The following is a 14,880-nucleotide window of genomic DNA, read 5'->3' as shown; positions in this document are numbered from 1 at the left end:
GTTGGATAGGGTGGGCTGGAGGGATTTGTGCCCCGCTGCATCGCTCCAGCCGAACACCCGCACCCTCATTTCTCGTTCAAAACCGCCCTACCCTTGACGGCCTTGGGCCCGCGCCAAGCCCAGAAAAGCAATCCAGGAAACGGCGCATAGACCACGAACACGATCCACAGCATTTTCCGCTCGGCCCGTCGGTCGCTACCGATGATGTGCCAGATCGCCCAGATCTCCAGCAAAATCACGATGGCGGCGACGATGATCCACAGGGTTCCGACTTCCATAGATGTTCTCCCATTGGCATGTACTCTTATAGGTTAGATGATGCGCCAGGGGTTCATTCGGATTGTCTTTCCCCGTGCCACCCGCCACACTCTGCCGGCAAGCCAGGAAGCGGAGTCCAGAGTGCCTACACCACGTCAGTTCAGCAAGAAGACCAGTACCAGCAACATGCTGCGGCTCAAGGCCGGCGCCGGCAGCGAGGCGGCCCCCTACCGGGTCGATTTCGTGCTGCTCGAACACTTTTCCATGGCCAGTTTCACCGTGGCGATGGACGTGCTGGTCACTGCCAACCTGCTGCGCGCCGACAGTTTCCGCTTCACCCCGCTGTCGCTGGACGGCGACCGGGTGCTCAGTGACCTGGGCCTGGAACTGGTAGCCAGCGAACTGGCACCCGAAGCGCTGCGCGAGCTGGACCTGCTGGTGGTCTGCGGCGGCCTGCGTACCGCGCTCAAGTACCCGGTGCTCGACCGCCTGCTCGACGACTGCGCCGCCCAGGGCATGGCCCTGGGCGGACTGTGGAATGGCGCCTGGTTCCTCGGCCGCGCCGGCGTGCTCGATGACTATGGCTGCAGCATCCACCCCGAACAGCGCGCCAGCCTGTCCGAGCGCAGCCCGCAGACCCGGATCACCCCGGCCAGTTTCACCCTCGACCGCGACCGCCTCACCGCCGCCAGCCCCAATGGCGCCATGGAGCTGATGCTGGGCCTGGTGCGGCGGCTATATGGCGATGGCCTGGCCGAAGGCGTGGAGGAAATCCTCTCGTTCTCCGGCGCACGCTATCGCCAGGTCGGCCCGGGCGCGAAGAAATCCATGAGTCTGCACCTGCGCACCATCGTCGAGCTGATGGAGAACAACCTCGAGGAAACCCTCAGCCTCGACCAACTGGCGGCCTACAGCGGCCGCTCGCGACGGCAGATCGACCGACTGTTCCAGGCCCAGCTGGGCACCTCGCCACGGCGCTACTACATGGAGCTGCGCATCACCAAGAGCCGGCGCCTGCTGCAGTATTCCGACCTGTCGGTGATGGAAGTGGCGGTGGCCTGCGGCTTCGTCTCGGTGTCGCACTTCAGCAAGTGCTACGCGGCCTACTTCGGCTACCCGCCGTCACGCGAGCAACGGCTGGGCGAATGACTGCGGGTCAGGCGCGGATGTAGCGCATCACCGCCTCGCAGATCATCTCCTTGTGGCGCTGCTTGACCGCCTCATCGGAAAGATCGATCTGGAAGATCTCGCCGAAGGTGTGGCGGTTGGACACCCGATAGAAGCAGAACGAGCTCATCAGCATGTGCAGGTCGATGACCTCGATGCCAGGGCGGAACACCCCCTCCTGCTCGCCACGGCGCAGGGTGCGGGCCAGGGCCTCGAGCACCAGGCTGCTCATCTCGCGGATCACCGGCGACTGCTTGACGAATTCGCCGTAGTGGATGTTCTCGGTGCAGACGATGCGCACGAAGTCGACGTTGCGGTCGTGGTGGTCGAAGGTGAACTCGACCAGGCGGCGAATCGCCTGCTCGGCCGGCAGCGACTCCAGATCCAGGCTGTGCTCGGTCTTGCGGATGTCACCATAGAGCTTGACCAGGCACTCGACGTACAGCTGCTCCTTGCTGCCGAAGTAGTAGTAGATCATGCGCTTGGAGGTGGCGGTGCGCTCGGCGATGGCATCCACACGCGCGCCGGCCAGGCCTTGCTGGACGAACTCGTTGATGGCGGCCTGGAGGATGTCCTCACGGGTTTTCTCGGGGTTGTTCTTGCGCGACTTGCGCCCCCCTCCGATCTCAGGCTGGCCGAGGCTGACTAGCGAATCACTCATACCCACTCACAGGCTATTTATTGGAATAAGTAGGGGATTATCCGTGAGCCGGGCTGCAGTGGGAAGGGCGCTGTTGGTCAGGTGGTCAGGATTGGCGGAGGTCTGTGCTGGCCTCTTCGCGGGTAAACCCGCTCCTACAGGGGGTGTGTAGGAGCGGGCTTGCCCCGCGAAAGGGCCGGCTCAGGCTACATCACAGCACCGGCTTGCGCGGCACCCCGCTGCGCGCCTTGGCCATGGCCGCCAGGCGCACCGCCACGTTGGCCGCGCCGTAGCCGGCATACCCCCCCTTGCGCTGGATGATCTCGAAGAAGAAACGCTCTTCGAACGGCTCGGTGTACACGTGGAACAGCTCGCCACCTTGGGCATCGCGGTCATACAGCACGTTGTAGTACGCCAGCTCGCTGAGGAACTCGTCGTCGAAGTCGAAGCGCGCTGCCAGGTCGTCGTAGTAGTTCAGCGGAATCTCCAGCAGCGGCACGCCGGCCTCCTTGGCCCGCGCCACTTCCTGGAAGATGTCCTGGCAATCGAAGGCGATGTGGTGCACCCCCGAGCCACGATAGCTCGACAGCGCGTGGGCGATGGCGGTGTTGCGGTTTTCCGAGATGTTCAACGGCAGGCGCAGGCTGCCGCACTGGCTGCGCAAGGCACGGCTCTTGACCAGGCCATAAGGGTCGGGCAGCACCACCTCGTCGTCGGCGGCGAAGTCGAACAGGCTCTTGTAGAACAACACCCAGCTGTCGAGCGATTCGGCCGGCAGCGCCAGGGCCATGTGGTCGATGCGGCGCAGGCCGCCGCTGGCCTGCGCCGTGGCGTCGAGGCGGAAGTCGGTGTCGTACAGGCTCGGGCCGCCGCCCTGCCCCACCAGGTAGATCAGGCTACCATCCGGCGCACGCACCGCAGGCACCTCGCACTCGTTGGGGCCGACCAGGCCACGGAACGGCTGGCCACGGAAGTCGGTGGCGCGCTGCAACGCCGCGTGCTCGTCACGCACTCGCAGGGCGGTCGCGCACAGCGACGGGCCGTGGGCCTCGAAGAAGTTGTGGCCGAACGAATACGGCTCGGCATTGAGCACGATGTTGATATCGTTCTGGCGCAGCAGGCGCACATCCTTGCTGCGGTGCTTGCCGGCCTCGGCAAAGCCCAGGCGCTTGAGCCAGCCGCCCAGGCGCGCGCCCACCGCTTCGTCGACCGCGAACTCGAGAAACTCCACACCGTCGTAGGCACTGGCCGCTGGCGGGGTGAACAGCACGCCCGGCTCCACGGCGATGCCCTGCTGCTGCAGGCGCAGGCCGGTCTGTTCTTCGAGGTACAGCAGCGAGCGCAGGCCGTCGGCGGCATTCTGCCGTGGCGGCGCGGCGCGGAAGCCGTCGTTGAAGATTTCCAGCGACAGCGGCCCACGGTAGCCGGTGGCCAGGATCGGCGCCAGGAAGCCTGCCAGGTCCATCTCGCCTTGGCCGGGGAAGCAGCGGAAGTGCCGGCTCCACTCCAGCACATCCATGGCCAGGATCGGCGCATCGGCCATCTGCACGAAGAAGATCTTGTCACCTGGAATGTCGCGAATCGCGCTGGGGTCGCCCTTGAGCGACAGGGTGTGGAAGCTGTCGAGAATCACCCCGAGAGCCGGGTGGTCGGCCTGGCGCACCAGGTTCCACACCTGCTGGTAGGTATTGACGTGGCGCCCCCAGGCCAAGGCCTCGTAGCCGATGCGCAGGCCGCGCTGGCCGGCGTGCTCGGCCAGCAGGCGCAGGTCGTCGACCAGAAGCTGCTCATCGCCCAGGGCATCTGCCTGAACGTTGCTGCACACCAGCACCAGGTCGGTGCCCAACTCCTGCATCAGGTCGAACTTGCGCTCGGCGCGGTCGAGGTTCTTCTGCAGGCGGTCGCGGCGGCAGCCTTCGAAATCGCGAAACGGCTGGAACAAGGTGATCGCCAGCCCCAGGTCGGCGCACATCTGCCGTACCTCGCGCGGGCTGCCGGCGTAGTACAGCAAGTCGTTCTCGAAGATTTCCACGCCGTCGAATCCGGCGGCGGCGATGGCTTCGAGCTTTTCTGGCAGGGTGCCGCTCAACGACACGGTGGCTATCGAACGCTGCATGGTGGAGTTCCTTGTTATTGGGGGGACGACGGCGCCCGAACGGACAAAACGGCAAGCAACCGTTTCTGGCACGATCGATTATTCGCAGGTAAAGTCTGGCCTTCAATCACTTTGTACGGAACGGTTAGTTTTCTGTTCGATTACCGCACAAAACCGGCTTGTGCGAATTGCTCCAATGCCAATCCGTGGGCAACCATGATTGCCAGATGCAGCCCAACCGAGCACGCCTCATTGCCTAGCGGGTCGTTCGGCGGAAGCTGCGTTGACTAACCCAGAAACGAACATAATAAGTACAAGAACTACGGAGACAACGATGGCTCACTCCAGCTCTCAAGCCAAGAAAGCGACCGCCAGCGGTTGGATCGGCTCGGCACTCGAGTACTACGACTTTTTCATCTATGCCCAGGCTGCGGCGCTGATCTTCCCGCAGATCTTCTTCCCCAATACTGATCCCAAGATGGCGATCATCGCTTCCTTGGCGACCTACGGCGTCGGCTACCTGGCGCGGCCGGTGGGTGCCTTCGTGCTCGGCCACTGGGGTGACACCCGTGGCCGCAAGAACGTGCTGCTGCTGTGCATGTTCCTCATGGGCCTGTCGACCATGGCCGTCGGCCTGCTGCCGACCTACCACGACATCGGTATCCTCGCCCCGGCCTTGCTGGTGGTGCTGCGCCTGATCCAGGGCTTCGCCGTAGCCGGCGAGATTTCCGGCGCCAGTTCGATGATCATGGAGCACGCGCCGTTCGGCCGACGCGGCTACTACGCCAGTTTCACCCTGCAGGGCGTGCAGGCTGGCCAGGTGCTGGCGGCGGCGGTGTTCCTGCCACTGGCATACTTCATGCCCAGCGACGCGTTCAATGAATGGGGCTGGCGCATTCCGTTCCTGATGAGCGCCATGGTGCTGATCGCCGGTTTCATCATCCGCAAGGAAGTCCATGAAACGCCGGCCTTCGTCAACGAGGAGAAGCAGGACAAGGTGGCCAAGTCACCGATCAGCGAGGCGTTCCGCCACAGCTGGAAGCACATGGTGCTGGTGATGTTCATGGCCCTGATGAACGTGATTCCGGTAGTGGCGACCATCTTCGGCGCGGCCTACGCGGTACAGCCGGCCTATGGCATCGGCTTCGACAAGAGCGTGTACCTGTGGATCCCGGTGGTGGGCAACATCGTCGCGGTATTGGTGATTCCATTCGTGGGCAACCTGTCCGACAAGATTGGCCGGCGCCCGACCATGATCACCGGCTGCATCGGCTCGGGGCTGCTGGCGTTCGTCTACCTGTACGCCATCAGCATCCAGAACGTGCCGCTGGCCTTCGCCGCCTCGATCGTGATGTGGGGCATGGTGTACCAGGGCTACAACGCGGTGTTCCCGAGCTTCTACCCGGAGCTGTTCCACACCCGCTATCGCGTCTCGGCCATGGCCATCGCGCAGAACATCGGCACCATGCTCACCGCGATGCTGCCGGCACTGTTCGCCCTGGTCGCGCCGCCCGGTTCGGACAATATCCCGATGGTGGTCGGTGGCCTGGCGTTCTTCATCACCTGTGTGTGTGCACTGGCGGCGTATATCGCGCCGGAAACCCATCGTCTGGCGATGGAAGACCTGGGCAACCCGCAGGCCAAGCCGATGGACAAGCAAGCGTTCGAGGCTAGCCGCAAGGGCAGCTTTCAGGCGGTGAGCCACTGATCGGCTCAAAGGGGCTGCTTTGCAGCCCCTGCCATTTCAAGCCCGAACCACCTTCTGCAGGTTCTCCCACAACCGCTGCACATCCCCACGCTCGGTCGGCAGCGCGCCTACCGACACCCGCACCATCCAACGCCCATTCAAGGTCGCCGGCGTCACATACGCCGCCCCCGAGGCATTGAGCCGCTCGGCCCAGGCCTTGGTATGCGCATCCAGCGCCTCCCCTTCCAACCCCGCCGGCCGATGCTGGATGCACAAGGTCTGCAACTGCACCGGGGCCAACACCTGCCATTCATCAGCCGCCTCGACCTGCTCGGCCAGCCAACGGGCGTTGTCGAGGTCGCGGCGCAGGCGTTGCTGCAGGGCCTCGACCCCTTCGCTGCGCAGCATGAACCACAGCTTAAGGGCGCGGAAGCGACGGCCCAGCGGAATCCCCCAATCGCGCAGGTTCTTCACCTCGCCATCGACCGCCGATTGCAGGTAGCTCGGGTTGGTACTCATCACCCGGATCAGGTGCTGCGGGTCACGCACGTAGTAGATCGAGCAGTCGAAGGCCACACCCAGCCATTTGTGCGCGTTGACCACCACCGAATCGGCCAGCTCGATGCCATCCCACATCCACCGGCACTCTGGGAGAATCATCGCCGAACCGGCCATGGCCGAATCCACGTGCAACCACAGGCCATGGGCCTGGGCCACCTCGCCGATCGCTCGCAGTGGGTCGAGCGCTGTGGTGGTGGTAGTGCCGGTGGTGGCCACTACCGCGCAGGGCTGGTTGCCCGCTGCCAGGTCCTGCTCGATGGCGTCGCTCAGGGCTTGTGGGTCCATGGCGAAGCGCTCGTCGGTGGCGATCAGGCGAATGTTGTCACGGCCGAAACCGGCCAGCAGCGCGGCCTTGTCCACCGAGCTGTGGGCATGGGCACTGACGTAGACGATCAGCGCCTTGGCCTCGGCCTGCAGGCCGCCGCGCACCAGGGCGTAATCGGTGGCGCGCTCACGGGCGCTGATCAGCGCCACCAGGGTGCTGGTCGAGGCGGTATCCTGGATCACCCCGCTCCACTGGTTCGAGAGGCCGAGCAATTGGCGCAGCCAGTCGAGGGTGGTTTCTTCCAGCTCGCTCAGCGCCGGGCTCGACTGCCACGACAGGCCGAGCACGCCGAGGCCGGTGCTGAGGAAGTCGCCCAGCACCGAGGACAGGGTGCCGTTGGAGGGGAAGTAGCCGTAGAAGTCCGGGTGTTGCCAGTGCGACAGGCCGGGCATGAGCAGTTTGTCGACATCGCCGAGGATCGCCTCGAACGGCTCGCCTTTTTGAGGGGCCTCGCCTGGCAGGGCCTGCTTGAGGTAACCAGGTTCGACCTGGGCCATGACCGGGCGCTCGGCGATGCCCCGGCGGTAGTCGGCGATCAGGTCGATCAGTTGGTGGCCGTACTGGCGGAATTGTTCTGGGGTCACGTGGGGGGCTCCTGGGGGTTATCCGGTGTCTGTGCCGGCCTATTCGCGGGTAAACCCGCTCCTACAGGTCACCACAGTATTCAGATGCTGTGCCATACCTGTAGGAGCGGGTTTACCCGCGAATAGGCTGGCACAGGGAACACAAGCCCCCCAGTCTAGGCCCTCGGCCTCCCCCCAAGAACCCCGCTTCCCGCATACCTACTATCGCGAACCCGACACTCCCCCTTGAACCCCGAACTGCGACTGGCGCCACAACTCGAACACCCGGTTACGCAACCAGCGGTGTTCGGCCGAGGCCTGCAAGCGCTGGTGCCACACCACCCAGTAGCGTTGGGTATGCTCGATGAACCCCAGCGGCCGCCAGGCCAACCGATGCAGCCGGCACAACTGGCGAGCGATGTGCTCGGGCACGGTGGCCAGGGCCTGGCTGTTGCCGATCACCTGCACGGTGGCCGAGAAAAACGGCACCTCCAGGCTCACCCGTCGTTGCAAGCCCTGGGCGCGCAGGTGGCGGTCGATGAAGCTGTCCTTGTCGCCCCCGCCGGAAATCCGCACGTGCTTGTAGCCCAGGTAGTGATCCTGGGTCAGCGCCTGCGCCGCAGTCAGCGGGTGATCCTCACGCATCAGGCACACCGCACGGTCCTCGCCCAGCAGGCGACCGTGCAGGTTCGGCGGGGACTCATCGAACAAGGTGGTCGCCAGGTCGATCTCGCCGCTGGCGAGCAAACCGTACTGGCCGGCCTGCCAGGTGCGGTAGTCGATGCCTACCCCCGGCGCCTCGCGCTCCAGCGCCGCCACCAGCAACGGCAGCATGTGCTCGGCGACGTAGTCGGAAGCGGCCAGACAGAAGCGCCGCTCGCAGCGCGCCGGGTCGAAGGCCGCCGGCTGGCGCAGGGCCTGGAGTTCGTCGAGCACCTGGCGCAGGGGCTCGACCAGGCCTTCGCCATGCTCGCTGAGCACGTAGCCACGGCCCTGGCGCACCAGCAAGGGGTCATCGAAGGCTTCACGCAGGTGAGCGAGTTGGCGGCTCAGGGCGGATTGGCTGACACCCAGGCGCTCGGCGGCATGGCTGAGGTTCTTCAGCTGCAGCAGGTGATCGAGGGTGCGCAGGTGGGCGATGCTGAGGGAGGCGAAGGTGGGGTTCATCGGGGCATGGCTCCAGCGCGCTGGCGAGGGCTTTGCCCTCGTTTCGCGGCACAAGGCCGCCCCTACAGAGAGGATTGCACGGTGCCTGTAGGAGCGGCCTTGCGCCGCGATGGGCCGCAAAGCGGCCCCAAGGACAGACTTACTCAGTCAGGCCGACATACACGTTCTGCACGTCATCGTTCTCGTCGATCGCCTCGAGGAAGGCTTCGACCTCGGCCAGGGCCTCGGCGCTCAGGCTGGCGGCGCTCACCGGGTTCTTCGGGGTGTAGCCGATCTTCGCCGAGGTCACGGTGAAGCCATGCTCCGGCAGGGCCTTTTGCACGGCATCGAGGTCGGTAGTGTCGGTGATGAACAGGGTCGAGCCCTCTTCTTCACCTTCCTCGAAGTCCTGGGCACCGGCTTCGATGGCAGCCATTTCCGGGTCGGCATCGCCTTCCGGGGTGGCTTCGATCAGGCCGACATGGTTGAAGTCCCAGGTCACCGAGCCGCTGGCACCCAGCTGGCCCTTGCGGAACAGCACGCGGATCTGCGCCACGGTGCGGTTGACGTTGTCGGTCAGGCACTCGACGATCAGTGGCACCTGGTGCGGTGCGAAGCCTTCGTAGCTGACGGCATGGTACTGCACGGCCTCGCCATCCAGGCCAGCGCCTTTCTTGATCGCGCGCTCCAGGGTTTCGCGGGTCATCGAGGCTTTCTTGGCCTGGACGATGGCCAGGCGCAGGCGTGGGTTCATGTCCGGGTCGGCGCCGGATTTGGCCGCGATCTGGATTTCCTTGGCCAGCTTGCCCATGATCTTGCCCTTGGCATTGGCAGCTGTTTCTCTATGTTTGGCTTTCCACTGTGCGCCCATGTCGACTCTCTTTGTTTCAGCGGCCGGTTCAGGAAGCGACCGGCCTTAAAAGTGGGAGCAGTTTATACGCCCTCGGCCATGGGATCGACAAGAAATAGTGCGCCCCGCTCACGCCTTGTCGGCCTTGCCCGCCGCCGCCGCGAAGCGCGCCAGGCGCACGTCCAGGCGCCGTGGCCGTGCACCGCGGTCCTCGGCGCGCTCCTTGCGGCGAATGGCATTGCGTACCAGCAACGACCCCAGGTAGCGGATCGGCTCGGGTGGAAACAGCCCCAGCGGCCCGTTGACCAATGGCGAGCGGGTCCAGGGGTTGTCCTGCCCGAGGGCCAGCGAGGCGAGGATCTGCCCGCCCATGTGGCACGGCCCGACGCCGCTGCCGGAATAACCGAAGCCGTAGAACACGTTGCCCTGCCCGTCCAGCCGGCCAAAGAACGGCAGGCCGGTCACCGAGCGATCCGACGGCCCGTTCCAGCTCGCCGCCAGAGGCACCTTGGCCAGCGCCGGAAAGAATTCGCCAAGGGTTTCGCCCAGCAGCGGCCGATACGGCGACGGCTGGTCGAACACCGGCAACATGCGCCCGCCGAAGGCAAAGGTATTGCCGCCCTTGCCGAGCATCAGCCGGCCATCGGAGGTGTTGTGGTAGTAGTGCACGAAGATCCGCGAGTCGAGCACGCTGACGCCGGTGTCCAGGCCTGTTTCACCCAGTAGCTCGGGGCAAGGCTCGGTGATGACCATGTCGCTGGACACGATCGCCACGCTGCGCTGGAACTGCGGGAAGGCCCGCGCCATCCAGGCATTGAGGCCAAGCACCACGCGGTCGGCGCGGATGCTGCCCTGTGCCGTGCGTAGCGTGACCGGGGCCCCATGTTCGAGCCCGGTCATGGCCGTGCCTTCGTGGATGCGCACGCCGCGCGCCAGGGCCACCCGGCGCAGACCGCGCACCAGCCGCCCGGGCTGCACCGTGGCAGCGGCCGGCGAGAACCAGCCTTCCAGGTGTCGGGCCGAGCCAGCCAGGCGCTGCACCTGGTCCAGCGGCAGGCGCTCGAACGAGTTGATGGCGCGCTGCTGCAAGGCCGCGATCACCGCATCGGTGGCGCCGACCTGAGCCTGGTTGGTGGCGGTGTACAATGTGCCGTCCAGGCGGTAGTCGCAGTCGATGCCATTGGCGGCGCAGAACGCGCCGATGGCATGGATACTGGCTTCCGACTCGCGCACCAGGCGCACCGCCTCCTCCACCCCGAACAGGCGTTCCAGGGTGAAGTACTTGGCCGACCACGACAGCGCGCAGCCGCCGTTGCGCCCGCTGGCGCCGGCGCCACAGATGTCGGCCTCGATCAGCAGCACGTCCAGCGAGGGCTGGGCCTCCTTGAGCAGCAAGGCCGTCCACAGGCCGGTGTAGCCACCGCCGACGATGCACACGTCGCAACGCACATCGCCTTGCAGCGGCGGGCAAGCCGCCTGCTGCTCGCTGTCCAGGGCCTGTTGCAGCCAGAAGGGTCTCATCGCTTCAAGTTCCTCTCAGGTGCGCAGTGGCTTGATCGCCATCGCGGTATTGGGCGCCACATCGCTGGCCTCGGTCGCCGGGCGGCTGTTCCAGTGCGGCAGCAACACCAGGGCCGAGAACAATGCGCAGCCGGCGAACACGATGAACACCGTCACGCCGTCGAAGTAGCCCGGAAGCAGGCCACCAAGCACCGCCCCCACCGAGCCGCAGCCGTTGACGAAGCCAGCCGCGGTGGCACCGGCCTTGGCAGTGCCGAAATCGATGGCTGCGGCGCCGCTGATCATCGAGTCCGGGCCATACAGCGTGAGACCCATGACGAACAGCAGGCCCACCACCAGCACCACATTGCCGGTGTGCATGGCCGCCATGAACGCCGCCAAAGTCAGGGTCAGCAGCATCAGGCTGATCACGCAGGCCGGCATGCGCCGGGCGCCGAACAGCTTGTCCGAGGCCAGGCCGATGATGATCGGCCCGAGCAGCCCGGCCAGCTCGAAGGCAGTGGGAATGATCGCCGCGCCGACCTTGCCCACCGACGGCATCTGCTCGAAGACGATCACCGGCCCCCACAGCAGGATGGCGTAGCGCGCCGGCTTGAGCAGGAAGTACGCCAGGCCCAGGGTCAGTACCGTGCGGTTGCGCAGGATCTCGCGCAACGGTGCCCAAACGCTGCACAGGTTGCCGGCCGGGGCCATGCTCTGCGGCTCTGGCTCTACCGCCGGCAGGCCGACGTCCTCGGGCTTGTTGCGCTGCAGGACGAAGAACAGCACGGCCACCGCAGCCACCACCGCGGCGCTGGAAAAGAACGCCGCATGCCAGGTGCCGACCAGGGTGTAGGCCCACCAGCCGGCGAATGGCGAGGCCACCAGGCCGCCGAAGGCATAGCACGAACTCCACAGACCCAGCACACGGCCACGTTGGGCGGCAGGGAAGAAACTGCCGATGTTCTTGCACAGCCCGGCCCAGCCGGTGGACTGCGCCAGGCCCTGCACCAGCATGCAGGTGGCGAAGATCGGGAAGGTCGCGTAGCTACCCATCACCACCGCCGCCACAGCCGAGATCAGCAGGCCACCGAGCACCACCACGCGCGGGCCGAACCGGTCGGCGAGCATGCCCCAGGTGAACTGGCCCACGGCGTAGGCGGCCAGGTAGATGGCGTCGAGGTTGGCCATGGCGGCCTTGTCGAGCATGAATGTCGGGTCTTCACCGATGCCCAGCTTGGCCACCGAGAAGGCCTTGCGGGTGAAGTAGAAGGCCGCGTAGGCCAACCAGGTAATGGCGAAAATCTGCATGCGCCAACGCTTGATCGTGGCTAGGGATTGGTTCATGTGAATCTGACCTCTTGCTCGAGTGTGCCGGCAGAATGTGAAGAAACGCCTGTTTTGTTGTTGTGTTGCGCACTGCATGACGAAGGCTCGTCACTGGTCAGATGGCGCGGGTAGCTGCGCCATGGCCCAGAGATCGCGCAAGGCGGTCGCACTGGGTTGATCGGTATGGAAACAGCTGGTGACTGATAAATAAAATCGATTTATCGTATTTCACACATAAGCCCAGCTTTTTACTGGAGTTCACATGTCGGTCTCTCACGCTCAACTCAAGGCCTTTCACGCGGTGGCCGTGCACGGCAGCTTCACCCGCGCCGCGCAGAAGCTGTTCCTCACCCAGCCGGCGGTGTCGGACCAGGTCCGCAAGCTCGAGGAACGCTTCGGGGTGCTGCTGTTTCACCGCAACAAGCGCTCGGTGCACCTGACCGATCTCGGCGAGCGCCTGCTGGGCATCAGCCAGCGCTTGTTCGCCTGCGAAGCCGAGGCCCACGAGCTGTTGCAGGACTCCCGAGCACTGCACACCGGCAGCCTGGTGCTGGCGGTGGATGCGCCGGTGCACGTACTGCCGCAGATCGCTCGCTTCTGCCAGCGTTACCCGGGCATCCAGGTCAAGGTCGAGACCGGCAACACCGACGAGTCCCTGGCCCGGCTGTTCAGTTACCAGGCAGACCTGGCGCTGCTGGGCCGCGACGTCGATGACGAGCGCCTGCACTGCGTGCCGCTGCGGCGCGACCCGATGGTGGCGTTCGTCGCCCACCAGCATCCGTGGGCCAGCCGCGGCTCGATCAGCCTGGCCGACCTGGACGACATGCCGCTGGTGCTGCGCGAGCCAGGCTCGGTGACCCGGCAGACGCTGGAGGAAGAAATGCAGCGTGCTGGCCTGCGCATTCGCCCGGCGATCCAGGTCGAAGGCCGCGAAGCCGCACGCGAGGCGGTGGTGGTGGGAATTGGCGTGGGGGTGGTGTCGGCGGCCGAGTTCGGCGCCGATGCGCGGGTATGCGCGTTACCGATCATCGATTGCCAGCGGCATCTGACCGAGACGTTGGTGTGTTTGAGCGAGCAGCGATCGCGACGGGTGGTGGCGACCTTCCTGCAGATGGTTCAGGAAGAGATGTAGGGCTGTACCGGCCTCTTCGCGGGGCAAGCCCGCTCCCACAGGTATTCCACAAGTTCAAGCCCTTCGGTGATCCTGTGGGAGCGGCGGTTCGCCGCTGCGACTTGCCCCGCGAAGAGGCCGGCACAGACAACCCGACTATGCTGGCTATACCCCAACCCCAGGCCTCCCGCCATGCTCCCGCGCCTAGCCGCCGACACCCTGGTCCTGCTGCACCTGGCCTTCATCCTGCTGGTACTGTTCGGCGGCCTGCTGGTGCTCAGGTGGCGCACAGCCCTGCTCATCCACCTGCCAGCCCTGGCCTGGGGCCTGGCGGTGGAGTTCTTGCACCTGCCCTGCCCGCTCACCGACTGGGAAAACCAGCTACGCCATGCCGCAGGCGACGCCGGCTACCCCGGTGGCTTCATCGAGCACTACATATGGCCGCTGATCTATCCCGCCGAATTGACGCCACAGACCCAGTGGCTGCTGGGCAGCATCGCACTACTGCTCAACCTTGCCGTCTACGCCTATGTCGTCTGGCGCTGGCGCCGCCTCAACGGGTAGCCACCAGGAACAATCGCGGGAACGGCAGCAACACCTTGCCATCGCTGGCCGGCGGATACGCCTCGCGCATCGCTTCCAGGTACTGCTCGAGGAAACCGGCCTGTTCCTGCTCGTTCAGCTGCGCCAGGTACGGCCGCAGCGCCGAGCCCTTGAACCACTCCACCACCGCCTCGGCGCCACCGGGCAACGGGTGATGGTAGGTAGTGCGCCACACATCCACCCGCGAGCACAGCGGGCTGAGCAGGTCGTAGTAGAACGCCGCGTCATGCCGCGGCGGCAGCTGGAAACCGGCAAAGCGCTCGGCCCATGGCCCCCGGCTGGCGATCTCGCGCAGCTGGCGGTGGGCTGGTTCCTCGAGGTTGTCCGGGGTCTGCACCGCCAGGCTCGCCCCCTCGCTGAGCTGGCGCACCAGGTGCGGATACAGCGTGGCGTGGTCCGGTACCCATTGCAGCGAGGCATTGGCGAGGATCAGGTCCTGCGCCTCAGGGGCGGTCCAGGTGGCGATATCGGCGATTTCACAGCGCACCCGCGGGATGTGCAGGCGCTTGCGCTCGCGGGCCTTGTCGATCATGTCCTTGTCGCTGTCCAGGGCGGTCACCTGGGCATCCGGGCAGCGCTGCAGCAATACCTCGGTGGAGTTGCCGGGGCCGCAACCCAGGTCGGTAGCATGGCGCACCGGCCGTGGCGGCACGGCGGCGAGCAGGTCGCGCACGGCGCGGGTGCGTTCGTCTTCGAACAGGGAATACTGGGTAGCGGACCAGCTCATGGGCGACTCCTTGTGACAGACAGTGGCCTGAGCATAAGCCAAAAGGCGATCGGGCCGGAACCGACCGCCTATGCTTTCAGTCAGTCACTGTATGCGCATGCCCATGAAAGCCTCCATCGCCCTCGCCATCGTGGCCCTGATCGCCGCTGCCGCACTGCTTGGTTCGCCTTGGATGAACCAGGGTTTTCACATGCCCTAGGAAAAAAGGTGCTTCACGGATTGTCCTGGGAAGGTTCGCCGGTCGTGATGGGGCGCCTATGAGATCGCGCGCCGCCCGCGCGGCGCATCGCGAGCTGCGCTCGCTCCTACGCTTGTTTC

The 14,880-nt window shown here is 65.5% G+C and carries 13 protein-coding genes; 4 read left to right on the top strand and 9 right to left on the bottom strand.

Annotation, left to right across the window (positions count from 1 at the left end; genetic code table 11):
* Positions 1-65 precede the first annotated feature (65 nt).
* Positions 66-278 (bottom strand): PLD nuclease N-terminal domain-containing protein, encoded by a 213-nt coding sequence (locus tag IAE37_RS05670; RefSeq protein ID WP_201170738.1) that lies wholly within the window; start codon positions 276-278, stop codon positions 66-68.
* Positions 279-399: 121 nt separating this feature from the next.
* Here IAE37_RS05670 and IAE37_RS05665 point away from each other — a divergent pair, with 121 nt between their 5' ends.
* Positions 400-1,407: a GlxA family transcriptional regulator gene (locus tag IAE37_RS05665; RefSeq protein ID WP_201170736.1), complete on the top strand. Its 1,008-nt coding sequence runs from the start codon at positions 400-402 to the stop codon at positions 1,405-1,407.
* Between the two features lie 7 nt (positions 1,408-1,414).
* On the opposite strand, the gene IAE37_RS05660 is transcribed toward IAE37_RS05665, so the two are convergent.
* Both IAE37_RS05660 and quiC read right to left on the bottom strand, forming a co-directional pair.
* Positions 1,415-2,086 (bottom strand): TetR/AcrR family transcriptional regulator, encoded by a 672-nt coding sequence (locus tag IAE37_RS05660; protein ID WP_201170734.1) that lies wholly within the window; start codon positions 2,084-2,086, stop codon positions 1,415-1,417.
* 190 nt (positions 2,087-2,276) lie between these two features.
* Complete coding sequence (gene quiC, locus IAE37_RS05655; protein ID WP_201170721.1) at positions 2,277-4,181, bottom strand: 3-dehydroshikimate dehydratase QuiC; 1,905 nt, start codon at positions 4,179-4,181, stop codon at positions 2,277-2,279.
* Between the two features lie 313 nt (positions 4,182-4,494).
* On the opposite strand from quiC, the gene IAE37_RS05650 reads away from it, so the two are divergent.
* Positions 4,495-5,868, top strand: coding sequence for an MFS transporter (locus IAE37_RS05650; protein WP_201170718.1), 1,374 nt, complete (start codon positions 4,495-4,497; stop codon positions 5,866-5,868).
* A 36-nt stretch (positions 5,869-5,904) separates the two neighbouring features.
* Here IAE37_RS05650 and IAE37_RS05645 read toward each other — a convergent pair whose 3' ends face one another.
* The 5 genes from IAE37_RS05645 to IAE37_RS05625 all read right to left on the bottom strand — a co-directional run bounded on the left by IAE37_RS05645 (position 5,905) and on the right by IAE37_RS05625 (position 12,139).
* Positions 5,905-7,317 (bottom strand): DOPA decarboxylase, encoded by a 1,413-nt coding sequence (locus IAE37_RS05645; RefSeq protein WP_201170715.1) that lies wholly within the window; start codon positions 7,315-7,317, stop codon positions 5,905-5,907.
* A 201-nt stretch (positions 7,318-7,518) separates the two neighbouring features.
* Positions 7,519-8,463 (bottom strand): LysR family transcriptional regulator, encoded by a 945-nt coding sequence (locus tag IAE37_RS05640; RefSeq protein WP_201170709.1) that lies wholly within the window; start codon positions 8,461-8,463, stop codon positions 7,519-7,521.
* A gap of 139 nt (positions 8,464-8,602) precedes the next feature.
* Positions 8,603-9,313, bottom strand: a complete 711-nt coding sequence (locus tag IAE37_RS05635) for a YebC/PmpR family DNA-binding transcriptional regulator (protein WP_201170707.1) — start codon at positions 9,311-9,313, stop codon at positions 8,603-8,605.
* 108 nt (positions 9,314-9,421) lie between these two features.
* Positions 9,422-10,813: an FAD-dependent oxidoreductase gene (locus IAE37_RS05630; RefSeq protein ID WP_201170706.1), complete on the bottom strand. Its 1,392-nt coding sequence runs from the start codon at positions 10,811-10,813 to the stop codon at positions 9,422-9,424.
* A 15-nt stretch (positions 10,814-10,828) separates the two neighbouring features.
* Positions 10,829-12,139, bottom strand: coding sequence for an MFS transporter (locus tag IAE37_RS05625; protein ID WP_201170704.1), 1,311 nt, complete (start codon positions 12,137-12,139; stop codon positions 10,829-10,831).
* A gap of 244 nt (positions 12,140-12,383) precedes the next feature.
* Here IAE37_RS05625 and IAE37_RS05620 point away from each other — a divergent pair, with 244 nt between their 5' ends.
* On the top strand, positions 12,384-13,253 hold the full coding sequence (locus tag IAE37_RS05620) for a LysR substrate-binding domain-containing protein (protein ID WP_201170703.1): 870 nt from the start codon (positions 12,384-12,386) through the stop codon (positions 13,251-13,253).
* A gap of 171 nt (positions 13,254-13,424) precedes the next feature.
* Entirely contained in the window at positions 13,425-13,796 is a 372-nt protein-coding gene (locus IAE37_RS05615; protein WP_201170702.1) for a DUF2784 domain-containing protein, read from the top strand.
* Here IAE37_RS05615 and tam read toward each other — a convergent pair.
* Positions 13,786-14,562 (bottom strand): trans-aconitate 2-methyltransferase, encoded by a 777-nt coding sequence (gene tam / locus IAE37_RS05610; protein ID WP_201170701.1) that lies wholly within the window; start codon positions 14,560-14,562, stop codon positions 13,786-13,788. The genes IAE37_RS05615 and tam overlap by 11 nt on opposite strands.
* Positions 14,563-14,880: the final 318 nt, after the last annotated feature.

The organism is Pseudomonas sp. S31, from assembly GCF_016648105.1.
Taxonomy (GTDB): domain Bacteria; phylum Pseudomonadota; class Gammaproteobacteria; order Pseudomonadales; family Pseudomonadaceae; genus Aquipseudomonas.
This window is presented reverse-complemented; position numbering and strand designations above follow the sequence as displayed.

Coding starts and splice junctions, on each gene's coding strand:
- IAE37_RS05670 (WP_201170738.1), bottom strand. CDS start 278: ATGGAAGTCGGAACCCTGTGGATCATCGTCGCCGCCATCGTGATTTTG.
- IAE37_RS05660 (WP_201170734.1), bottom strand. CDS start 2,086: ATGAGTGATTCGCTAGTCAGCCTCGGCCAGCCTGAGATCGGAGGGGGG.
- quiC (WP_201170721.1), bottom strand. CDS start 4,181: ATGCAGCGTTCGATAGCCACCGTGTCGTTGAGCGGCACCCTGCCAGAA.
- IAE37_RS05650 (WP_201170718.1), top strand. CDS start 4,495: ATGGCTCACTCCAGCTCTCAAGCCAAGAAAGCGACCGCCAGCGGTTGG.
- IAE37_RS05640 (WP_201170709.1), bottom strand. CDS start 8,463: ATGAACCCCACCTTCGCCTCCCTCAGCATCGCCCACCTGCGCACCCTC.
- IAE37_RS05635 (WP_201170707.1), bottom strand. CDS start 9,313: ATGGGCGCACAGTGGAAAGCCAAACATAGAGAAACAGCTGCCAATGCC.
- IAE37_RS05630 (WP_201170706.1), bottom strand. CDS start 10,813: ATGAGACCCTTCTGGCTGCAACAGGCCCTGGACAGCGAGCAGCAGGCG.
- IAE37_RS05625 (WP_201170704.1), bottom strand. CDS start 12,139: ATGAACCAATCCCTAGCCACGATCAAGCGTTGGCGCATGCAGATTTTC.
- IAE37_RS05620 (WP_201170703.1), top strand. CDS start 12,384: ATGTCGGTCTCTCACGCTCAACTCAAGGCCTTTCACGCGGTGGCCGTG.
- IAE37_RS05615 (WP_201170702.1), top strand. CDS start 13,425: ATGCTCCCGCGCCTAGCCGCCGACACCCTGGTCCTGCTGCACCTGGCC.
- tam (WP_201170701.1), bottom strand. CDS start 14,562: ATGAGCTGGTCCGCTACCCAGTATTCCCTGTTCGAAGACGAACGCACC.